The organism is Streptomyces sp. NPDC001678, assembly GCF_042892945.1.
Classification (GTDB): Bacteria; Actinomycetota; Actinomycetes; order Streptomycetales; family Streptomycetaceae; genus Streptomyces.
Genome location: NZ_JBIAUP010000008.1, coordinates 166,468 through 187,220, shown reverse-complemented (window position 1 = coordinate 187,220; position 20,753 = coordinate 166,468). Strand labels below are relative to the sequence as shown.

16 protein-coding genes are annotated in these 20,753 nt (G+C 71.9%); 10 read left to right on the top strand and 6 right to left on the bottom strand.

Annotation, left to right across the window (positions count from 1 at the left end; all coding sequences use genetic code 11):
- Positions 1 to 29: 29 nt before the first annotated feature.
- The 4 genes from ACFYZR_RS19035 to ACFYZR_RS19020 all read left to right on the top strand — a co-directional run bounded on the left by ACFYZR_RS19035 (position 30) and on the right by ACFYZR_RS19020 (position 5,751).
- Complete coding sequence (locus ACFYZR_RS19035) at positions 30 to 1,262, top strand: arginine deiminase (protein ID WP_391911635.1); 1,233 nt, start codon at positions 30 to 32, stop codon at positions 1,260 to 1,262.
- A 147-nt stretch (positions 1,263 to 1,409) separates the two neighbouring features.
- Positions 1,410 to 2,411 carry an ornithine carbamoyltransferase gene (argF, locus tag ACFYZR_RS19030; RefSeq protein ID WP_391911633.1) on the top strand — a complete coding sequence of 334 codons (1,002 nt, stop codon included), beginning with the start codon at positions 1,410 to 1,412 and terminating at the stop codon, positions 2,409 to 2,411.
- A 257-nt stretch (positions 2,412 to 2,668) separates the two neighbouring features.
- On the top strand, positions 2,669 to 3,496 hold the full coding sequence (locus ACFYZR_RS19025) for an enoyl-CoA hydratase family protein (RefSeq protein ID WP_391911631.1): 828 nt from the start codon (positions 2,669 to 2,671) through the stop codon (positions 3,494 to 3,496).
- On the top strand, positions 3,481 to 5,751 hold the full coding sequence (locus ACFYZR_RS19020) for a bifunctional salicylyl-CoA 5-hydroxylase/oxidoreductase (protein ID WP_391911629.1): 2,271 nt from the start codon (positions 3,481 to 3,483) through the stop codon (positions 5,749 to 5,751). The genes ACFYZR_RS19025 and ACFYZR_RS19020 overlap by 16 nt, the downstream gene beginning before the upstream one ends.
- 91 nt (positions 5,752 to 5,842) lie before the next feature.
- Here the strand turns inward: ACFYZR_RS19020 and ACFYZR_RS19015 are convergent, their stop codons facing one another.
- Positions 5,843 to 6,679 carry a PaaX family transcriptional regulator C-terminal domain-containing protein gene (locus tag ACFYZR_RS19015; protein ID WP_391911627.1) on the bottom strand — a complete coding sequence of 279 codons (837 nt, stop codon included), beginning with the start codon at positions 6,677 to 6,679 and terminating at the stop codon, positions 5,843 to 5,845.
- The gene (locus ACFYZR_RS19010; protein WP_391911624.1) at positions 6,672 to 8,348 is read right to left on the bottom strand and encodes an AMP-binding protein; all 1,677 of its coding nucleotides are present in this window, start codon (positions 8,346 to 8,348) and stop codon (positions 6,672 to 6,674) included. Before ACFYZR_RS19010 ends, ACFYZR_RS19015 begins: the two co-directional genes overlap by 8 nt.
- Before the next feature lie 161 nt (positions 8,349 to 8,509).
- On the opposite strand from ACFYZR_RS19010, the gene ACFYZR_RS19005 reads away from it, so the two are divergent.
- The 3 genes from ACFYZR_RS19005 (at position 8,510) to ACFYZR_RS18995 (ending at position 10,979) form a co-directional block, all read left to right on the top strand.
- Entirely contained in the window at positions 8,510 to 9,709 is a 1,200-nt protein-coding gene (locus tag ACFYZR_RS19005; RefSeq protein WP_391911622.1) for an acyl-CoA dehydrogenase family protein, read from the top strand.
- A gap of 16 nt (positions 9,710 to 9,725) precedes the next feature.
- Positions 9,726 to 10,124: a RidA family protein gene (locus ACFYZR_RS19000; protein WP_391911620.1), complete on the top strand. Its 399-nt coding sequence runs from the start codon at positions 9,726 to 9,728 to the stop codon at positions 10,122 to 10,124.
- A 231-nt stretch (positions 10,125 to 10,355) separates the two neighbouring features.
- A complete protein-coding gene (locus tag ACFYZR_RS18995; RefSeq protein ID WP_391911618.1) occupies positions 10,356 to 10,979 on the top strand; it encodes a TetR/AcrR family transcriptional regulator in 624 nt (207 codons plus the stop codon).
- A 78-nt stretch (positions 10,980 to 11,057) separates the two neighbouring features.
- Here ACFYZR_RS18995 and ACFYZR_RS18990 read toward each other — a convergent pair whose 3' ends face one another.
- A complete protein-coding gene (locus ACFYZR_RS18990) occupies positions 11,058 to 12,281 on the bottom strand; it encodes an FAD-dependent oxidoreductase (protein ID WP_391911616.1) in 1,224 nt (407 codons plus the stop codon).
- 247 nt (positions 12,282 to 12,528) lie between these two features.
- Here ACFYZR_RS18990 and ACFYZR_RS18985 point away from each other — a divergent pair, with 247 nt between their 5' ends.
- Positions 12,529 to 13,734: a PP2C family protein-serine/threonine phosphatase gene (locus ACFYZR_RS18985; RefSeq protein WP_391911614.1), complete on the top strand. Its 1,206-nt coding sequence runs from the start codon at positions 12,529 to 12,531 to the stop codon at positions 13,732 to 13,734.
- Here ACFYZR_RS18985 and ACFYZR_RS18980 read toward each other — a convergent pair.
- On the bottom strand, positions 13,731 to 15,260 hold the full coding sequence (locus ACFYZR_RS18980) for a helix-turn-helix domain-containing protein (protein ID WP_387571796.1): 1,530 nt from the start codon (positions 15,258 to 15,260) through the stop codon (positions 13,731 to 13,733). The two genes, ACFYZR_RS18985 and ACFYZR_RS18980, sit on opposite strands and share 4 nt — an antisense overlap.
- A gap of 99 nt (positions 15,261 to 15,359) precedes the next feature.
- Complete coding sequence (locus ACFYZR_RS18975; RefSeq protein ID WP_391911612.1) at positions 15,360 to 15,914, bottom strand: Uma2 family endonuclease; 555 nt, start codon at positions 15,912 to 15,914, stop codon at positions 15,360 to 15,362.
- Positions 15,915 to 16,106: 192 nt separating this feature from the next.
- On the opposite strand from ACFYZR_RS18975, the gene ACFYZR_RS18970 reads away from it, so the two are divergent.
- Positions 16,107 to 17,000: an alpha/beta fold hydrolase gene (locus ACFYZR_RS18970; protein ID WP_391911610.1), complete on the top strand. Its 894-nt coding sequence runs from the start codon at positions 16,107 to 16,109 to the stop codon at positions 16,998 to 17,000.
- Here the strand turns inward: ACFYZR_RS18970 and ACFYZR_RS18965 are convergent.
- Positions 16,997 to 17,620, bottom strand: a complete 624-nt coding sequence (locus ACFYZR_RS18965; RefSeq protein ID WP_391911608.1) for a hypothetical protein — start codon at positions 17,618 to 17,620, stop codon at positions 16,997 to 16,999. The genes ACFYZR_RS18970 and ACFYZR_RS18965 overlap by 4 nt on opposite strands.
- 340 nt (positions 17,621 to 17,960) lie before the next feature.
- Here ACFYZR_RS18965 and acnA point away from each other — a divergent pair, with 340 nt between their 5' ends.
- Positions 17,961 to 20,675, top strand: a complete 2,715-nt coding sequence (acnA, locus tag ACFYZR_RS18960; protein ID WP_391911606.1) for an aconitate hydratase AcnA — start codon at positions 17,961 to 17,963, stop codon at positions 20,673 to 20,675.
- The last annotated feature ends 78 nt before the right edge of the window (positions 20,676 to 20,753 follow it).

The following is a 20,753-nucleotide window of genomic DNA, read 5'->3' as shown; positions in this document are numbered from 1 at the left end:
ACGGGGCGGGTTGGGGTCAGGATGGGGGGATGGGATTCCATGTCGATTCCGAGGCCGGGCGGCTGCGCCGCGTCATCCTGCACCGCCCCGACCTGGAGCTGAAGCGGCTCACGCCCTCCAATAAGAACGCTCTTCTCTTCGACGACGTGCTCTGGGTCCGCCGCGCCCGCGCCGAGCACGACGGCTTCGCGGACGTCCTCCGTGAGCGCGGTGTGGAGGTGCATCTCTTCCAGGACCTGCTGGAGGAGAGCCTGCGGTCACCGGCGGCCCGGGCGCTGGTGCTGGACCGGGTCTTCGACGAGAAGGAGTACGGCCCCCTCGCCACCGACCATCTGCGGGCCGCCTTCGACGGGATGCCCGCCGCCGAGCTGACCTCATGGCTCGTGGGCGGGATGACCAAGCGGGAGTTCCTGGAGCGGCACGCCGAGCCCGTGTCCGTCCGCTTCCACGTCATGGACCTGGACGACTTCCTCCTCAATCCGCTGCCCAACCACCTCTTCACCCGCGACACCTCGGCCTGGATCTACGACGGGGTGAGCATCAACGCCATGCGCTGGCCCGCCCGTTGGCACGAGACCGTGCACTACGAGGCGGTCTACCGCCACCACCCGCTCTTCGCCCCGGGCGGCTTCCACATCTGGTGCGACGGGCAGGCGGCCTACCCCTCCACCATCGAGGGCGGCGACGTGCTGGTCATCGGCGAGGGCGCCGTCCTCATAGGGATGAGCGAGCGGACCACTCCCCAGGCCGTGGAGATGCTGGCCAGAGGCCTTTTCGCGGCCGGGTCGGCCCGTACGATCGTGGCGCTGGACATGCCCAAGCGGCGGGCTTTCATGCACCTGGACACCGTGATGACCATGGTGGACGGCGACACCTTCACCCAGTACGCGGGCCTGGGCATGCTCCGCTCGTACACGATCGAGCCGGGCGTCGGCGAGAGCGAGCTCAAGGTCACCGACCACCCGCCGGAGCATATGCACCGCGCGATCGCCGCCGCCCTGGGTCTCGACTCCATCAGGGTGCTGACCGCCAGGCAGGACGTCCACGCGGCCGAGCGCGAGCAGTGGGACGACGGCTGCAACGTCCTGGCGATAGAGCCGGGCGTCGTGGTCGCCTACGAGCGCAACGCGACGACCAACACATATCTGCGCAAACATGGGATCGAGGTCATCACCATTCCCGGCAGCGAGCTGGGCCGGGGCCGGGGTGGGCCGCGCTGTATGAGCTGTCCGGTCGAGCGGGACCCGGTGCCGGGAGCCTAGCCTCCTGTAGCCGGCCCCAACCAGACCTAACCGGACCCGACCGGACCCGGCCGGGCCGCAGCCCCCTAGGCGGGTGCATAAGAATGTGGCAGGCTGTATATACTTCCGATTTTCGCCACAGCCGCTGACGACGTAGGAGCCCATGCCATGGCGACAGACCTCAAGGGCCGCCACCTCCTCAAGGAGACGGACCTCACCGCCGAGGAGTTCCACAGCCTGATCGAACTGGCCGCGGAGCTCAAGGCCGCCAAGCGCACGGGCGCCGAGGAGCGTCGTCTTCAGGGCCGCAACATCGCCCTCGTCTTCGAGAAGACCTCCACCCGGACCCGCTGCGCCTTCGAGGTGGCAGCCGCCGACCAGGGTGCTCACACCACCTACCTCGACCCGGCGGGCTCCCAGATCGGCCACAAGGAGTCCGTCCGGGACACCGCACGGGTGCTCGGCAGGATGTTCGACGCCATCCAGTACCGGGGCCATGGCCAAGGCATCGTCGAGGAGCTCAGCGTCCACGCCGGGGTGCCCGTCTACAACGGCCTCACCGACCAGTGGCACCCCACCCAGATGCTGGCCGACGTGCTCACCATGACCGAGCACACCGCCAAGCCGCTGGAGCGCGTCGCCTACGCCTACCTCGGCGACGCCCGCTACAACATGGGCAACTCCTACCTCGTCACCGGCGCCCTCCTCGGTATGGACGTCCGCATCGTGGCGCCCAAGGAGCTGTGGCCCGCGCAGGAGATCATCGAGGAGGCCGGGCGGCTGGCCGCGGTCAGCGGCGCCCGGATCACGCTCACGGACGACGTCGCCGAGGGCGTGCACGGCGCGGACTTCGTCGCCACCGACGTCTGGGTGTCGATGGGCGAGCCCAAGGAGGTCTGGGACGCCCGTATCGCCGTCCTCGGGCCGTACGCGGTCACGATGGACGTCCTGCGCGCGACCGGCAACCCCACCGTGAAGTTCCTCCACTGCCTGCCCGCCTTCCACGACCTCGGCACCTCCATCGGCCGCGAGATCCACGAGCGCCACGGCCTGACCTCCCTGGAGGTGACCGACGAGGTCTTCGAGTCCGCCCACTCGGTCGTCTTCGACGAGGCCGAGAACCGTATGCACACCATCAAGGCCCTGATGGTGGCGACCCTGGGCCGCTGACCCCGCCCCCGCCCCCGCCCCTGCTCCCCGCCCCGCCCTTCGCCCCACCCCCGTCACGAGTGCGCGACAGGGGCTCAAGCCGCCCCAAGCCCCGAGCCCCGAGCCCCGAGCCCCACGCCCCGAGCCCCACGCCCAGAGGCCCATGCCTCAAGGCCCAAGGCCCCCAAGCCCTATCGCGCACTCGTGACGACAGTCACACAACGGTGATAGCTTCACCGGGCAGGCACCAGCCGTCCGGCTGAAGGAGGCCGTGCTCGATGAGTCCGTTCACCGGCTCCGCGTCCCGCACCGAGGAATGGCGGCACCTGCGCCTGACCCTCGACTCCGGCGTCGCCACCGTCACCCTCGCCCGCCCCGACCGGCTCAACGCCCTCACCTTCGGCGCCTACGCCGACCTGCGCGACCTCCTCCCCGAGCTGGCCCGCGACGGATCCGTACGCGCCCTGGTCCTCGGCGGCGAGGGGCGTGGCTTCTGCTCGGGCGGCGACGTCGACGACATCATCGGCGCGACCCTGGCCATGGACACCGCCCGCCTCCTCGACTTCAACCGCATGACCGGCCAGGTCGTCCGGGCCCTGCGCGACTGCCCGTTCCCCGTGGTCGCCGCCGTGCACGGGGTCGCGGCCGGCGCCGGCGCGGTCCTCGCGCTCGCCGCCGACTTCCGGGTCGCCGACCCGACCGCGCGCTTCGCCTTCCTCTTCACCCGGGTCGGCCTCTCCGGCGGCGACATGGGCGCGGCCTACCTCCTGCCCCGCGTCGTCGGACTCGGCCACGCCACCCGGCTGCTGATGCTCGGCGAGCCCGTCCACGCGCCCGAGGCCGAACGCATCGGTCTCATCAGTCAATTGGTGGAACCGGGCGGCGCGCCCGCCGCCGCCCGCGACCTCGCCCGCCGGCTCGCCGAGGGGCCCGCCCTCGCTCACGCCCAGACCAAGGCCCTGCTGGGCGCCGAACTCGACATGCCCCTCGCCGCCTCCCTCGAACTCGACGCCGCCACCCAGGCCCTCCTGATGAACAGCGCCGACTACGCCGAGTTCCACGCCGCCTTCACCGAGAAGCGGCCCCCCGCGTGGCGGGGCCGGTGACCGCCCCGGCGGCGGCCCGCGTCGCGGTCGTCGGTGGCGGCCCCGCCGGCCTCTACGCGGCCGCCCTGCTCAAACGCCAGGCACCCGAGCGCGACATCACCCTCTGGGAGCGCAACGCCCCCGACGACACCTTCGGCTTCGGCGTCGTCCTCTCCGACGAGACCCTCGGCGGCATCGAGACCGCCGACCCCGTCTTCCACGCCGCCCTCCACCGCGAGCTCGTCAGCTGGGGGGACATCGACATCGTCCACCGGGGCCGCACCATCACCTCCGGAGGCCACGGCTTCGCCGCCCTCGGCCGTCACCGCCTCCTCGCCCTCCTCCAACGGCGCTGCCACGAGCTCGGCGTCACCCTCCGCTTCCGCGCGCAGGCGCCGCCCGCCGCGGAGCTGGCCCGCTCGTACGATCTCGTCATCGCCGCCGACGGCGCCGGCAGCCGCATCCGCGACACCCACCGTGACCACTTCCGCCCCACGGTCACCTCTCACCGCTGCCGCTATGTCTGGCTCGCCACCGATTTCGCCCTGGACGCCTTCCGCTTCGAGATCACCGAGACCCCGTACGGCGTCATGCAGCTCCACGCCTACCCCTTCGGGCCGGACGCCAGCACCGTCATCGTCGAGATGCGGGAGGAGGTGTGGCGCCGCACCGGCCTGGACGGCCGCGACGAGCAGGCGTCGCTCGACGCCTGCGCCGGCTGGTTCCCCGGGCCGCTGAAAGGCCACGCCCTGCGCGCCAACCGCTCCACCTGGAATGTCTTCCGCACGGTCGTCAACGAGCACTGGTCCCACGGGCGTACGGTCCTGCTGGGGGACGCCGCCCACACCGCCCACTTCTCCATCGGCTCCGGCACCAAACTCGCCCTTGAGGACGCGGTCTCCCTCACCGCTCACCTGGACGGCGCCACGGGCGTCACCGAGGCCCTGGCGGCGTACGAGGCCGAGCGCCGCCCCGTCGTCGAGTCCCTCCAGCGGGCGGCCCGCGCCAGCATGGAGTGGCTGGAGGACCTCGCCGTCCGCGTCGACGGGCCGCCCCGCCGGTTCGCCTTCGACCTCCTCACCCGCAGCCGCCGCGTCACCCACGACAACCTCCGGCTGCGCGACCCCGGTTTCGTCGCCGCCGTGGAGAAGGAGGCGGGCGTCCCGGCCGGCACCCCGCCGATGTTCATGCCCTTCCGGCTGCGCGGGCTGACCCTGCGCAACCGCGTCGTCGTCTCCCCGATGGACATGTACTCCGCCACGGACGGCACCCCCGGCGACTTCCACCTCGTCCACCTCGGCGCCCGCGCCCTCGGCGGCGCGGGGCTGGTGATGACCGAGATGGTCTGCGTCAGCGCCCAAGGGCGCATCACACCGGGATGCGCGGGGCTCTACGCGCCGGAGCACGAGCGGGCGTGGGAGCGCGTCGTCGGTTTCGTCCACGAGCGGGCCCCCGGCACGGCCATCGGGGTCCAGCTCGGCCACTCCGGACGGAAGGGCTCGACGCGGCTGATGTGGGAGGGCATCGACCAGCCCCTCCCCGAGGGAAACTGGCCCGTCGTCGCCCCCTCGGCCATCCCGTACCGCCCTGGCGTCAACCAGACGCCACACGCCCTGACCGCGCCCGAACTCGCCGTGATACGGGAGGAGTTCGTACGGTCGGCGGAGGCTGCGGCGCGCGCCGGGTTCGATCTGCTGGAGCTGCACTGCGCGCACGGCTATCTGCTGTCCGGCTTCCTCTCGCCGCTCACCAACCAGCGCACCGACGGCTACGGCAGCGGTCTCACCGGCCGGCTGGCCTTTCCGCTGGAGGTCTTCGATGCCGTACGCGCGGTGTGGCCGGCGGAGCGGCCGATGACCGTCCGGATCTCGGCGACGGACTGGGCCGAGGGCGGTACGACCGCGGACGACGCCGTCGCCATCGCCCGGGCCTTCGCCGAGCACGGCGCGGACGCGATCGACGTCTCCACCGGACAGGTCGTGCCGGACGAGCGGCCCGCGTTCGGGCGTTCGTACCAGACGCCGTTCGCGGATCGTATCCGCAGGGAGGTGGGGGTGCCGGTGATCGCCGTCGGGGCGATCGCGTCCTGGGACGACGTCAATTCGCTGATTCTGGCGGGGCGGGCGGATCTTTGCGCGTTGGCGCGGCCGCATTTGTACGATCCGAACTGGACGTTGCACGCGGCGGCGGAGCAGGGGTATTCGGGGCCGGGGGCCCCGTGGCCGCTGCCCTACCGGGCGGGGAGTCGGCGGCCGCCGACCGGGCGGCGGGTGTAGGGGAGGGGCCCCGGTCCCGCCCTTTCACCGTTTCCCGGGGGCTCCGCCCCCGGACCCCCGGTCCTCAAACGCCGGACGGGCTGGATTGTGGTCACGCCAAAGCCGGCGCCACGAACTGCGCCCCCGCGTCCCGCAGTCGCGCGTGGAGGGCCGCGAAGACGCGGGCCGCGCGGCCGCCCGGCCAGTCGGTGGGGAGGAGGCCCGCCGGGAGGCCGGGGTCCGCGTACGGGAGGCGTCGCCAGCGGTCCAGGGCCAGCAGGTAGTCGCGGTAGGCCGCCTCCGGCGGCACCGGCTTGCGGCGGGACCAGCGGCGGAGGACCGGTTCGTGGGCGTCCAGGAACGCGCGGTGCTGCGCGGCCAGCGCGTCGAGGTCCCACCAGCGGGCGACCGACTCGGCGGTCGGCTCGAAGCCCAGGTGGCTGCCCCGGAACAGGTCGACGTAGGAGGCCAGCCCCAGCCGCTCCAGGGTGTGCCGGGTCTCCTCGTGCACATGGGCCGGGGCGATCCACACGCCGGGGGCCGCCGTGCCGAAGCCCAGCCGGGACAGCCGGGAGCGCAGCAGGTGGCGCTTGTGCCGCTCGTGCTCGGGCACCGAGAAGACGGCCAGCAGCCAGCCGTGGCCCGCGCGGGCCGAGGGGCGGCCGTAGATGCGCCGGTCGCCGTCGTCCAGCAACTGCCGGGCGCCGTCGGACAGTCCGTAGCCCGCCGCGCCGGCGGGGGTGCGGCCGGACACGAGCAGGCCGCGTCTCTTGAGCCGGGAGACGGCCGACCGCACCGAGGGCGAGTCCACGCCCACCGCGCCCAGCAGCCGGATCAGGGCCGCGATCGGCACCGGCCCGGCGGGGCGGCCGGCGTCCCCGCGCCCGTACGCGCCGTAGAAGGTGACGATGAGGGAGCGGGGGGTGTGAAGCGGTTGCTGGTCAGTCACGGGGAAACTGTAAAGCTCCGGAACGCAGGCGAAAGCGTTGCAATTTGCCTGTGGGCGTGCGGGGAAGGGAGGTGAGGAACACGATCTCGCGAGGGCACTTGTACGGAACGATCTCCTTTTTGGTGAACTCTCGTATGTCCGCGACCGTTTCCGCGGTGGGCGGCACACCCTCCCGCAGGACGACGTGGGCGACGACGATCTGTCCGCGCCGCTCGTCCGGGCGGCCGACGACGGCCGCCTCCAGGACGTCGGGGTGGCGCAGCAGGGCCTCCTCGACCTCGGGCCCGGCGATGTTGTGGCCGGCCGAGACGATCATGTCGTCGGCGCGGGCCACGTAGCGGAAGTAGCCATCCGGTTCGCGGATGTAGGTGTCGCCGGTGAGGTTCCAGCCGTCGCGTACGTACACGCACTGCCGTTCGTCGGCGAGGTAGCGGCAGCCGGTGGGGCCGCGTACGGCCAGCAGGCCGGGGTGCCCGTCGGGCACGGGCACGCCGTCCGGGCCGACGACGCGTGCCTCGTAGCCGGGGACGGGGAGGCCGGTCGTGCCGGGGCGGATGCGGCCGTCGGCGGCGGAGATGAAGACGTGCAGCATTTCGGTGGCGCCGATGCCGTTGATCAGGCGTAACCCCGTGGCCCGCCGCCACGCGTGCCAGAGGTCGGCGGGCAGGTGCTCGCCCGCGGAGACGCACCGGCGGAGGGACGACACGTCGTAGGGGCCGAGGGCGCCCAGCATCGCGCGGTAGGCGGTCGGCGCGGTGAACAGGACGGAGACGCGGTGCCGTTGGATGTCGGCGAGCAGACGCTCGGGGCCGCCCCAGTCGGTGAGCACGGTGGACGCCCCGGCGTGCAGCGGGAAGACGAGGAGACCGCCGAGGCCGTAGGTGAAGCCGAGCGGCGGGCTGCCGGCGAAGACGTCGTCCGGGCGGGGCCGCAGTACGCGCGCCGAGAAGGTGTCGGCGATGGCGAGGACGTCGCGGTGGAAGTGGACGCATCCCTTGGGGTGTCCGGTGGTGCCGGAGGTGAAGGCGATGAGGGCGACGTCGTCGGCGGAGGTGTCCACCGCGCCGTAGGATGCGGGTTTATTTGCCGAGAGCCGCAGAAGGTCGTCGGGTTGGTTTCCGCCGTACAGGGTGATGTGTAAGTCCGTTATGTTCGCCGCGTGGAGGTCGTCGGCCGACCGGGCGTCGCACAGGGCGTGCCGGACGCGGGCGATGCGGCAGACGGTGGACAGTTCGTACGGGCGTTGCGCGGCCAGGACGGTCACCGCCACCGCGCCGGCCTTGAGCACGGCCAGCCAGCAGGCCGCGAGCCATGGCGTGGTGGGGCCGCGCAGCAGCACTCTGTTGCCGGGTACGACGCCCAGGTCCTCGGTGAGGACGTGCGCGATCTGGTCGACGTGCTCCTTGAGCAGCCCGTACGACCAGACGGCCCCTGCCCCTGCCCCGACGCCCGTCCCGGCTCCTGCCCCGGACCCGTCACGGATCGCCGGTCGCCGGGGGCCGAGCCGGTCCACCGTGGCGTCCAGCAGCCGCTCGGCGCAGTTGAGGCGGTCGGGGTAGCGCAGGTCCGGGGCGCCGGGGAGGTCGAAGCGGAGGTCCGGCCACTGGGCGGCGGGCGGGAGGTGGTCACGCGGGAAGGTGTCGATATGGGCCGATGGCATGAGCTCCATCGCGGATGCGCCCCCTCGTCGGCGGAATCACCGGAGAAAACGGAGGTGAACGGGGGTCTTGCCAGCGACGCGGATCCACTGTCAGCGTATCGAGTTGGTGACGGCAGTCAATAGAGCGCGATAAACCACGCGACATACCACGCGAGAGAAGGGTGGGTCGGATGGCCACACCGTTCACAGGGGAGGGGGAGCGGCGCAAGGGCTCCGCGGAGCTGCGCGCGCTCGCCGCCCGTCGCTTGCGCCCCGTCGCGGACCGGGGCGCTCCCGGCAGGGTCAACAGGCCGCTCCTCGCGACGCTCGGCGAACTCGGCCTGCTCTCCCGCGTGGTGCCCCTGGCCGGGCCCGTACGCGCCACGGACCTGTGCCTGTTGCGCGAATCGCTGGCGTACGCCTGCACGGAGGCCGAGACGGCCCTCGCCCTGCAAGGCCTCGGCGCCCACCCCGTCGTCACCCACGGCACCCGGGCGCAGCGGGCGCGCTGGCTGCCGGAGGTCGCGGCGGGCCGGGCCGTGGCCGCGTTCGCGCTGAGCGAGCCGGGCGCGGGTTCGGACGCGGCCGCCCTGGAACTGCGCGCGGAGCCCGCCGGGGCGGCTGGAGCGGCCGGGCCGTCCGGAGCGGTCGGGGCGACCGGGCCGTCCGGAGCGCCCGGGGCGGCCGGGGCGGCGGGCTGGCGGCTCCACGGCGAGAAGCGCTGGATCTCCAACGCCCCCCAGGCCGACGTCTACACCGTCTTCGCCCGTACGGGCCCGGGGCCCGGAGCGGCCGGGGTCACCGCCTTCCTCGTCCCCGCCGACCGTCCCGGTCTCGGCGGCGAACCGCTGGAGATGCTCGGCCCCCATCCCCTGGGCACGCTCACCTTCGACGGCGTGCCCGTGGGCCCCGGCGACGTCATCGGCGAGGTGGGCCGGGGCTTCCGGCTGGCCATGGCCACCCTCGACCTGTTCCGCCCCAGCGTCGGGGCCTTCGCTGTCGGAATGGCCCGGGCCGCCCTGGACGCCTCGGTGGCCCACGCGGGCGAACGCCGGGCGTTCGGCGGCCCGTTGAAGGACCTCCAGGCCGTCTCCCATCTGCTCGCCGAGATGGCCACCCGCACCGAGGCGGCCGGCCTGCTCGTCCGGGCGGCCGCGGCGGCCTACGACGCGGGGGAGCCGGGCGTCGCCGCGCGCTCGGCGATGGCCAAGCTCTTCGCCACCGAGACCGCCCAGTACGTCGTCGACTCCGCCGTCCAGATCCACGGCGCCCGCGCCCTGGCCCGCGGCCACCTCCTGGAGCACCTCTACCGGGAGGTGCGCGCGCCCCGGATCTACGAGGGGGCGAGCGAGGTCCAGCGCACGATCATCGCGAAGGAGCTGTACCGGTGAGTGAGGAGCCGTCCTGATGGGTCTGGAACGGATCGACCCCGCCGGGCTCGCCCCGCCCCGCGGCTTCAGCCACGCCGTCGTCGCCACCGGGGGCCGACTGGTCCTCCTGGCCGGGCAGACCGCGCTCGACGCGGACGGGACGGTCGTGGCGGGCGGCCTGCCGGAGCAGTTCGAGCTGGCCCTGGCCAATCTCCTGGCCGCCCTCCGGGCCGCCGGGGGCGGTCCGGAGCACCTGGCCCGGGTGACGGTCCACACGACGGACGTGGGGGCGTACCGGGCGCACGCCCGTGAACTCGGCCGGATCTGGCGGCGCTTGGCGGGCCCCGACTACCCGGCGATGGCCGTCGTGGGCGTGGTCCGGCTCTGGGACGAGGAGGCACTGGTGGAACTGGACGGACTGGCCGTGCTGCCCTGACGGTGATGGCCGGTGGTCGTGCCGCCCTGATGGTGGCGTCCGGTGGTCGTGCTGCCCTGACGGTGATGGCCGGTCGTCGTGCTGCCCTGACAGTCGTCTCCGGCGGCCGTGCCGCACCGGCCACGGCGCCCGGTGTACCGTTTGCAGCGGTTCGCAGAAGCGTTCGTGGAACCGTGCCCGGGGAAGCCCTCGCGGCGCCCGTGGCCGAGTGAGAGCAAAGGCGGCGTGTCGATGGCCCCTCGTCGGAGTGCCGACCCCGAGGCCCTGACCTTCACCGAGCGGGCCCGGCGGCAGCAGATCGTCGAGTGCACCATCGACCTGATCTCCACCAAGGGCTATCCGGCCACCTCGCTCTCGGCGATCGCCGAGGCTGCCGGCATCTCCAAGGCCGCCGTCCTCTACCACTTCTCGTCGAAGGACAACCTCGCCCGGCTCACGCTCGAGCACGTGATGGAGCGGTTCGCGGCCCACGTCCAGGAGCGGGTGGAGCGCGAGACCGAGCCGTGCGCCGCGATCGTCGCGTACGTCCGCGCGATGATCTCCTACCAGCAGGCCAACCGCCGGCACGTCCGCGTCATCACCGAGATGCTCCTCGACGACCAGGACGGCACCCGGCTCAAGACGCCGGGCTCCCACGACACCCACGACCGCTGGCAGCACCTGGCCGGCCTCCTGGCCCGAGGGCAGGAGGCCGGTCGGGTACGCGCCTTCGACACCCGCACCGTGGCGCTCGCCATCGGTGGGGCGATCGACAACGTGATCTCCCACTGGCTCGTCCACCCCGACTACGACCTCGACGCCGCGGCCGACGAGCTGGAGACGTTCACGCTCAGCGCGATCCGGCGCCAGGACTGACCCCCGTACGGTCCCGGCGCCGGCGCCCGCCCGGCCGAGCGCTGTGCCCGTCCCCGGGCCGGACCCCGCGGCGGCCGGTCAGCGCCGGGCGAAGGCGGGCACGCGCTCGGGGCGGATCCCCACCCCGCCCAGATACCCGGTCAGGGTCCGCAGCGCCGGAACGCTCCGCAACAGCCGGAACGGCACCGGCAGCCGGTCGGGGTCGAGCGTGCCGGCGAGGGCGGGCCGCAGCAGGGTCTCGTGCTCGGCGATCTGCGACCGCTGCACGGCGGCCACCGGCAGCAGCCGGCGCTTCTGCACCCGCTCCAGGTCGTGCACGCAGACCGAGCCGTTCCGCAGCGGCTCCGCGAGGATCCGCCCGGCCGCCACGGCGTCCTGCACCGCGAGATTGACGCCCACGCCGCCGGTCGGCGACATGATGTGCGCCGCGTCCCCGACGCACAGCAGCCCCGGCCGGTACCAGCGCCGCAGTCTGCCCATGGTCACATCGAGCAGCTTCACGTCGTCCCACGAGCGGATCGTGTCCGTCACCTCCTCGCCCCAGCCGAACAGGTCGCCGATCCGGGCGCGGAACCACTCGATCCCGTTGGCCCGCAGCTCCTGGTCGGTGCCCTTCTTGATGAGGTAGGAGGTCTGGTAGTACTCGCCGCGGTCCATGGTCGTCGCGAACTGGTCGCCCTTGGCGCGCATGAAGACCGCGCCGTCCTTGGCGCCGTCGGCCTGCGCGGGCACCCGGACCTGCCAGACGTCCATGGGGACGTCGAAGTAGTCGGGCCGCAGCCCCGCCAGTTCGCGGACCAGCGAGTCACGGCCGTCGCAGGCGACCGTGAGGTCCGCCGTGATCTCCCCGGTGGCGCCGTCCGCGTCCTCGTAGCGCACGCCGGTGACCCGGCCGCCCTCGGTGAGCAGGCCCGTGACGGCCGTGCGCATCCGCAGGGTGAAGGACGGTTCCTCGGCGGCCGCGCTCGCGAGCAGGTCGAGGAAGTCCCACTGCGGGACCATCGCGATGTGCTTGTGCGGGCCCGGGATGCGGCGCAGGTCGCTCAGGGGCACGACCGTGTCGCCGATGTGCATGCGGACCGTGTCCAGCCGGCGGGACGGGAGCCGTGCGAACCGTTCGCCCAGGCCGAGCTCGTCGAGCAGCCGCAGTGTCGACGGGTGGACCGTGTCGCCGCGGAAGTCCCGCAGGAAGTCCTTGTGCTTCTCCAGCACGGTCACCTCGACGCCGGCCCTGGCGAGCAGCAACCCGAGCATCATGCCCGCGGGCCCGCCCCCCACCACACAGCAAGTCGTGCGTTCCATGTCTTTCCGCTCCCCTCACGGTGGACGCCTGACCGGGCGGTTAAAAGTCTGACCGCTCGGTCAGCCAGGAGTCTACGCACGCCCGTCGGGGAGCGGCAACGACCCCTCCGGAGGAGCCCTTTCGGGTGCTTTGGAGAGGTAATCGCTTGATAAAGCGGCATAAAATAGCGCTGTTCGCATGGGGCTGTTCACATAGCGCTGTTCAGCTGTCGCTGGGAAGTGGAAAACCGGGAAGCGGGAAGCGCGCATGGCGTCCGTCTCCACGCACTGGCCGCGCTACGTGCGGTTCGCCCCCGGCGCCCTGATCGCGGCCGGGCTGACCTGGGACGCGCTGGCGCCGCAGGACTACTGGGGCGATCCGATGATGGCGGCGGCCTGTGTGGTGGCGGGCGCGCTCCTGTCGCTGCGGCACACCGTGGCCGTGGGCGCCGTCATCGTCGTGGGCGTGCTGGCGCTGACCGCCAGGCACGGCTACCTGGGCCGTCTTCCGGGCTGGCTCGAACTGGTCAACACCCTCTTCGCCGCGCTGATCGGCGTCGGAGTGAACCGGGTGGTCGCCCGCCATGGCCGCCGGCTGGACGTCGTCCGCTCGGTGGCCGAGGCCGCCCAGCGGGCGGTGCTGCCCGCGCCCCCGGCCCGGATCGGGCCGCTGGCCGTCGCCGCCTGCTACCGGGCCGCGCAGGTGGAGGCACAGATCGGCGGCGACGCGTACGCCGTGCGGGCCACGCCGTACGGCACCCGGGTGCTGATCGCGGACGTCCGGGGCAAGGGGCTCGGCGCGGTGGGGGCGGTGGCCCTGCTGCTCGGCGCCTTCCGCGAGGCCGCGGAGACGGCCCCGGACCTCGGCGAGCTCGCCGACCGCCTTGAGCGCGCCGTGGCGCGTGAGGTGGGGGAGCGCGAGGAGGAACTGCGGATGGAGGGCTTCATCACGGCGCTGCTCGGCGAGTTCGAGCCGGGTGCGGGCCGGCTCTCCCTGCTCAGCCGGGGGCACCCGGCGGCGTATCTCCTCGCCGGGGGCGCCGACGGTGTGCGGGTGCGGACGCTGGCGCCGGGGGAGCCCGGTCTGCCCCTGGGGATGGGCGCTCTGGACGCGTCCGGCCCCCGCCCCGCCCCCGACCGCTGGCCGTTCGCCGTCGGCGACACCCTGCTGATGGTCACCGACGGCGTCACCGAGGCCAGGGACGGTACGGGCGCCTTCTACGACCCTCGGGAGCGGCTGCCGGGGCTCGGCCCGTTCGGCGGTCCGGGGGACGTCATCGACGCGCTGATCCGCGACGTCGAGCGCTGGACGGGCGGCCCGCGGGACGACGACATGGCCGTGCTGGCCGTGACGCGGGAGCCCGGCGAGCCCGGCGAGTTCGACGAATCAGGTGAGTTCGGCGTGTCCGGCGCGTCCGGTGAGCCCACCGGACGCGCCGGACGACGCCAGGGATACCAGGGCCACCAGGGCTAGATGTCCCGGAACGTCTCGATCTGGGCGCCGATGGAGTTGAGGCGCTCGGCCAGGTCCTCGTAACCGCGGTTGATGACATAGACGTTGCGCAGCACCGAGGTGCCCTCGGCGGCCATCATCGCCAGCAGCACGACCACGGCGGGGCGCAGCGCGGGCGGGCACATCATCTCGGCCGAGCGCCAGCGGGTGGGGCCCTCGACCAGGACGCGGTGGGGGTCGAGCAGCTTGACGTCCGCGCCGAGGCGGTTGAGGTCGGTGAGGTAGATGGCGCGGTTGTCGTAGACCCAGTCGTGGATGAGGGTCTGGCCCTGGGCGAACGCGGCGATGGCCGCGAAGAACGGCACGTTGTCGATGTTCAGGCCCGGGAACGGCATCGGGTGGATCTTGTCGATCGGCGCCCGCAGCTTGGAGGGGCGCACGGTCAGGTCGAGCAGGCGGGTACGGCCGTTGTCGGCGCGGTACTCGGGGCTGCGCTCGTGGTCGAGGCCCATCTCCTCCAGGACGGCGAGCTCGATCTCCATGAACTCCACCGGCACCCGGCGGATCGTCAGCTCCGACTCCGTCACCACGGCGGCGGCGAGCAGGCTCATGGCCTCGACCGGGTCCTCGGAGGGCGCGTAGTCCACGTCGCGGTCGATGGTGGCCACGCCGTGCACGGTGAGCGTGGTCGTACCCACGCCCTCGACCCGTACGCCCAGCTCCTCCAGGAAGAAGCAGAGGTCCTGGACCATGTAGTTGGAGCTGGCGTTGCGGATGACGGTCACGCCGTCGTGCCGGGCGGCGGCCAGCAGGGCGTTCTCGGTGACGGTGTCCCCGCGCTCGGTCAGCACGATGGCGCGCGTGGGGGAGACGGAACGATCCACCTGGGCGTGGTACGTGCCGTCGGTGGCCGTGACCTCGAGGCCGAAGTGCCGAAGCGCCGTCATGTGCGGCTGGACGGTCCGGGTGCCGAGGTCGCAGCCGCCGGCGTAAGGGATCTTGAAGTGGTCCATGCGGTGCAGCAGCGGACCCAGGAACATGATGACGCTACGGGTGCGGCGGGCGGCCTCGGTGTCCATCGCGCCCAGGTCCAGCTCGGCCGACGGCACGATCTCGAGGTCGTTCCCGTCGTTGATCCACCGGTGCCGTACGCCGATGCTGGCGAGCACCTCGAGGATCCGGTAGACCTCCTCGATCCGCGCCACGCGCCGCAGGGTGGTCCGCCCGGCGTTGAGCAACGTGGCGCACAGCAGGGCCACACAGGCGTTCTTGCTGGTCTTGACGTCGATCGAACCGGAGAGCCGGCGCCCGCCGACGACGCGCAGATGCATCGGCCCGGCGTATCCGAGGGAGACGATCTCGCTGTCGAGGGCCTCACCGATGCGGGCGATCATATCAAGACTGATGTTCTGATTTCCCCGCTCAATGCGGTTGACCGCGCTCTGGCTGGTCCCGAGCGCGTCCGCGAGCTGCGACTGGGTCCAGCCGCGGTGCTGCCGGGCGTCGCGGATGAGCTTGCCGATACGGCCGAGGTAGGCGTCTGTCATGAGTCAGACGGTATCTCAGATATGAGATTTCGTCGGCATGCGCCATGGCCTCTCCATGCGTTCCGCTCCTATCCGGACAATCGGACAAGGGTGTGGAAATCAGAAGTCCGACGTGTCGAGCTCCAGGTCGAAGGGGGCGGGTAGGTGGAGGGGTGTACCGAAGGGGTGGGGGCCGTTCGTGCTGGTGTAGCCGAGGCGGCTCGGCGCGCTGAAGAGCGTGCAGGTGCGTTCCTGGCGGTCCACGAGGAGGTACAACGGGGCGTTGAACTCGGCGTAGCGGCGGCGCTTCACGACCCGGTCGGTGTCGCCGTCGAACTCGTCGGTCACTTCGACGACGAGCAGGGTCTGTTGCGGCAGGAGTGCTCCGGCGCCCGTCGTCAAGGCCTCGGGGACAACGGCCAGGTCCGGGATGTACCAGTTGCAGGAACCGGGGAGATCGAGGTCGCCGCGGCCCGAGACGCAGGTCAGCCGGGCCACTGTCGCGCCGATCGCGGCGCGGACGCAGTCGATTGTCGACTCGTGGCTCCAGCTTCGCGAAACGGGGCGGATGGTCCCTTCGACCAGCTGCGCGCGGTCCGGCTGGATGTGCTGAACCGCGTATTTCAAGGCCGCTTCGGGGCTGTCGGGCGTGTAGGCGCGGGGCGATGCGCTCATGAAGCGCTCCCGGGGTGGTCTGAGGAGGGAGGGGGAACGCAGGTCTACAACAATCCGCCCCGGCGATCCGCCCGTTCGGCCCAACGCTCACCCGAACTGATGAACCACCCCCGGCTCCGGGCCGGTTCGGCCCGGCTGCGAAGATCGGATCGACGGTGGCCGCACCGGCCACCCGTAGGGGGAGGCCGCCGCATGGGCACTCGGATCAGTTCCTTCGCCGACGACGCCGCGCGTACGCGCGTGCTCGGCGCCTACGACAAGGCCATGGCGTACTGGCCGGAGCCGCGCGGGGAGCGCGACGTCGAGACCGGTTTCGGGACGACGCGCGTCCACACCTTCAACCCCGACGGCGGCGGCACCCCCGTCGTCCTCCTCCACGGCCAGAACGCCGGTCCCGCCGAATGGGCTCCGCACGTCGCCGCGCTCGGTGAGGGGCGGCCCGTCTTCGCCGTCGACCGGGTGGGGGAACCGGGTCACAGCACCCAGACCGCGCCGATCGTGACGCAGGACGCCATGGCCGCCTGGCTGGAGGAGGTGCTCGCCGGGCTCGCCCTGGAGCGGGTGCATCTGGTCGGGCACTCGTACGGCGGCTGGGTCGCCCTGAACCACGCCGTACGGGCCCCCGGCCGGGTCGTCTCGGTGACCGCGTACGACCCGCCGCGCGCGCTGGCCCCGCTCAAGGCCGGGTTCGTCCTCGGGGCGGTCACCTCCTTCCTCGGCAAGCCGGGTGAGCGTCAGCGCCGCTGGTTCGCCGGGCTCATCGGCAATACGGGCGCCCCCGCGGACATGGCCGAGGCGGGGACCGACTTCTCACTGAAGGCCCTGCGCGGCTTCCGCGTCCGGCTGCTGCCCCCGCAGCGCATGACCGACGAGGAGTTGGGCGCCATCGCCGCGCCCGCCCTGGTCGCCATCGGCGGTGCCAGCCGCGTCCACGACCCGCGGCGTGCCGCCGACCGGGCGCGCCGGACCGTCAAGGGCGCGCGGGTCGAGGTCGTCCCGGGGGCCGGGCACGGGATTCCGGTGCGGTGGTTCAACGACCTGGTTCCGGAGTTCCTCCAGAAGGCCGAAAGCGCGGTGGTCGGTTAGCCCACCGGCGTCCTGTCCTTGAGGGTGTAGCCGCCCGCCACGACCGCCGCGTCGGGAGCCGGCGCCATGCACTTCTTCAGGGGGAGCTCGCCCTTCTCCGTTCCGCCGGACAGCCCGATCCGGCTCCGGCCGCCGTTCTCGCCGGCGACGTAGAAGCTCACGCCCATGCGGATGTGCCGCTTCAGATAGCCCGCCTTCTCCCAGGGGCCGCCGGGGTCGGTGCGGACGAGCCTGCCGGTCACGGTCGCCACCGGGCCGCCGGTGGTCAGGCAGTCGACGGCGAATTCGCCCCAGTGGTCGGACGCGGGCTGCCCGTTCACGGCGTCCGTGCGGTGCGAGATGCGGAAGGTGCCCTCGGAACGTACGGGGAGGTGGCCGGGGCCGTAGAAAGCGCGGGCGTCGACGGTGACGCGGATGTCGTTGCCGGGCGCGGGGTAGTCCATCCGCCCCCACCCCGTGAGGCTGGAGGTGCTCGTGATCCGCGGCTCACCTCCGGCGGGGCTCGCCGCCACCGCGGGGACGGCGGCCGGGGCGGTCAGTGCGGCGACGATGGCCAGGAGCGCGATCGTGCGCGAGGTGCGGGAGGCGCGTATGGACGCGCGGGAGGCCCGTATGGACACGAGATTCTCCGGTTCTGGAGGGGCGGATCGGGAACGGGTCCGATCCTGGCCGCCGGAGCGTTCCCGGCCGTCGCTCCCCCGGACGAGATCACAAGGCGCGACCTCCGCCGGGCGGGGGAACCGCTGTCAGCCACCGGGCACAGGCCCGCTCGGCGTATCCGGGCATGACCGATCGGCGGCGATGTATTAGAGTTATCTCGACATCGAGATATCTGCCGAGAGGCGTACCGCTGTCGCGCCAGTAAGGCATACCTAACTTAGGCACACCTTAGCGGATGCGCGCGCCATCGGGGCGGCAGGATTGCCGCAGTACGCGAAATCATGCATGAAGGAGACTGTCGTGTCGGCGAACAGCTTCGACGCCCGCGCCACGCTGCGCGTGGGCGACGAGTCGTACGAGATCTTCCGGCTGGACAAGGTCGAGGGCTCCGCGCGCCTTCCCTACAGCCTGAAGGTGCTCCTGGAGAACCTCCTCCGCACTGAGGACGGCGCGAACATCACCGCCGACCACATCCGCGCCCTGGGGAACTGGGACTCGCAGGCCCAGCCCAGCCAGGAGATCCAGTTCACGCCGGCCCGCGTGATCATGCAGGACTTCACCGGCGTGCCCTGTGTCGTCGACCTCGCCACCATGCGTGAGGCCGTCAAGGAGCTCGGCGGCGACCCGGCGAAGATCAACCCGCTGGCCCCGGCCGAGCTGGTCATCGACCACTCCGTCATCGCCGACAAGTTCGGCACCAAGGACGCCTTCGGCCAGAACGTCGAGCTCGAGTACGGCCGCAACAAGGAGCGCTACCAGTTCCTGCGCTGGGGCCAGACCGCCTTCGACGAGTTCAAGGTCGTCCCCCCGGGCACCGGCATCGTCCACCAGGTGAACATCGAGCACCTGGCCCGTACGGTCATGGTCCGCAACGGTCAGGCATACCCCGACACCCTCGTCGGCACCGACTCGCACACCACCATGGTCAACGGCCTCGGCGTGCTGGGCTGGGGCGTCGGCGGCATCGAGGCCGAGGCCGCGATGCTCGGCCAGCCGGTCTCCATGCTCATCCCGCGCGTCGTCGGCTTCAAGCTGACCGGTGAGCTCCCCGCCGGCACCACCGCCACCGACCTCGTCCTCACGATCACCGAGATGCTGCGCAAGCACGGCGTCGTCGGCAAGTTCGTCGAGTTCTACGGCGAGGGCGTCGCCGCCACCTCGCTGGCCAACCGCGCCACCATCGGCAACATGTCGCCGGAGTTCGGTTCCACCGCCGCGATCTTCCCGATCGACGGCGAGACCCTGAACTACCTCAAGCTCACCGGCCGCTCCGAGCAGCAGGTCGCGCTCGTCGAGGCGTACGCCAAGGAGCAGGGCCTGTGGCTGGACCCGGCCGCCGAGCCCGACTTCTCCGAGAAGCTGGAGCTCGACCTCTCCACGGTCGTCCCCTCCATCGCCGGCCCGAAGCGCCCGCAGGACCGCATCGTCCTGGCCGACGCCAAGGCCCAGTTCGAGCGTGACGTCCTCAACTACGTCTCCACCGCCGACGAGGCGGGCGAGGAGTCCTTCCCGGCCTCCGACTCCCCGGCCGCCTCCAATGGCGTCCCGTCGAACCCGGTCACCGTCACCGCCCCCGACGGCAGCACCTACACGATCGACCACGGCGCCGTCACCGTCGCCGCGATCACCTCCTGCACCAACACCTCGAACCCCTACGTCATGGTCGCCGCCGCGCTCGTGGCCAAGAAGGCGGTCGAGAAGGGCCTGACCCGCAAGCCGTGGGTCAAGACCACCCTCGCCCCGGGCTCCAAGGTCGTCACCGACTACTTCGACAAGGCGGGCCTGACCCCCTACCTCGACAAGGTCGGCTTCAACCTCGTCGGCTACGGCTGCACCACCTGCATCGGCAACTCCGGCCCGCTGCCGGAGGAGGTCTCCAAGGCCGTCAACGACCACGACCTCGCCGTCACCTCGGTCCTCTCCGGCAACCGCAACTTCGAGGGCCGGATCAACCCCGACGTCAAGATGAACTACCTGGCGTCCCCGCCGCTGGTCGTCGCCTACGCCCTCGCGGGCTCCATGAAGGTGGACATCACCCGCGACGCGCTCGGCACCGACACCGAGGGCAACCCGGTCTTCCTCAAGGACATCTGGCCCTCCGAGGCCGAGGTCAACGACGTCGTGGCCAACGCCATCGGCGAGGACATGTTCAACAAGTCCTACCAGGACGTCTTCGCGGGCGACGCCCAGTGGCAGGCCCTGTCGATCCCGACCGGCAACACCTTCGAGTGGGACTCCGAGTCCACCTACGTCCGCAAGCCCCCTTACTTCGAGGGCATGCGGATGGAGCCGGCCCCGGTCGTCGACATCACCGGCGCCCGTGTCCTGGCCAAGCTGGGCGACTCGGTCACCACCGACCACATCTCCCCGGCCGGTGCCATCAAGGCCGACACCCCGGCCGGCAAGTACCTCACCGAGCACGGTGTCGAGCGTCGTGACTTCAACTCCTACGGCTCCCGCCGAGGCAACCACGAGGTCATGATCCGCGGTACGTTCGCCAACATCCGCCTGCGCAACCAGATCGCGCCGGGCACCGAGGGTGGCTTCACCCGCGACTTCACCAAGGCCGACGCGCCGGTGTCGTTCATCTACGACGCCTCGCAGAACTACCAGGCCGCCGGCGTCCCGCTGGTCATCCTGGGCGGCAAGGAGTACGGCTCCGGCTCGTCCCGCGACTGGGCGGCCAAGGGCACCGCGCTCCTCGGCGTCAAGGCCGTCATCACCGAGTCGTACGAGCGCATCCACCGCTCGAACCTCATCGGCATGGGCGTCCTGCCGCTCCAGTTCCCGGCCGGCCAGTCGGCCGACTCGCTCGGCCTGACCGGCGAGGAGACCTTCTCCATCGCGGGCATCACGGAGCTGAACGAGGGCACCACCCCGAGCACGGTCAAGGTCACCACCGACACCGGTGTCGAGTTCGACGCGGTCGTCCGCATCGACACCCCCGGTGAGGCCGACTACTACCGCAACGGCGGCATCATGCAGTACGTGCTGCGCAACCTGATCCGCAACTAAGCGGTTCAGCCTGGGCGGTTGAGGGCCGCACCCCGTTCCGAACGGGGTGCGGCCCTTCCGTTTGTCCGGTCGGGCGCT

Coding starts and splice junctions, on each gene's coding strand:
- ACFYZR_RS19005 (WP_391911622.1), top strand. CDS start 8,510: ATGGCCACACCGTTCACAGGGGAGGGGGAGCGGCGCAAGGGCTCCGCG.
- ACFYZR_RS18975 (WP_391911612.1), bottom strand. CDS start 15,914: ATGAGCGCATCGCCCCGCGCCTACACGCCCGACAGCCCCGAAGCGGCC.
- ACFYZR_RS19025 (WP_391911631.1), top strand. CDS start 2,669: ATGAGTCCGTTCACCGGCTCCGCGTCCCGCACCGAGGAATGGCGGCAC.
- ACFYZR_RS18990 (WP_391911616.1), bottom strand. CDS start 12,281: ATGGAACGCACGACTTGCTGTGTGGTGGGGGGCGGGCCCGCGGGCATG.
- ACFYZR_RS19010 (WP_391911624.1), bottom strand. CDS start 8,348: ATGGAGCTCATGCCATCGGCCCATATCGACACCTTCCCGCGTGACCAC.
- ACFYZR_RS19000 (WP_391911620.1), top strand. CDS start 9,726: ATGGGTCTGGAACGGATCGACCCCGCCGGGCTCGCCCCGCCCCGCGGC.
- ACFYZR_RS18980 (WP_387571796.1), bottom strand. CDS start 15,260: ATGACAGACGCCTACCTCGGCCGTATCGGCAAGCTCATCCGCGACGCC.
- ACFYZR_RS18995 (WP_391911618.1), top strand. CDS start 10,356: ATGGCCCCTCGTCGGAGTGCCGACCCCGAGGCCCTGACCTTCACCGAG.
- ACFYZR_RS19035 (WP_391911635.1), top strand. CDS start 30: ATGGGATTCCATGTCGATTCCGAGGCCGGGCGGCTGCGCCGCGTCATC.
- ACFYZR_RS18970 (WP_391911610.1), top strand. CDS start 16,107: ATGGGCACTCGGATCAGTTCCTTCGCCGACGACGCCGCGCGTACGCGC.
- ACFYZR_RS18985 (WP_391911614.1), top strand. CDS start 12,529: ATGGCGTCCGTCTCCACGCACTGGCCGCGCTACGTGCGGTTCGCCCCC.
- argF (WP_391911633.1), top strand. CDS start 1,410: ATGGCGACAGACCTCAAGGGCCGCCACCTCCTCAAGGAGACGGACCTC.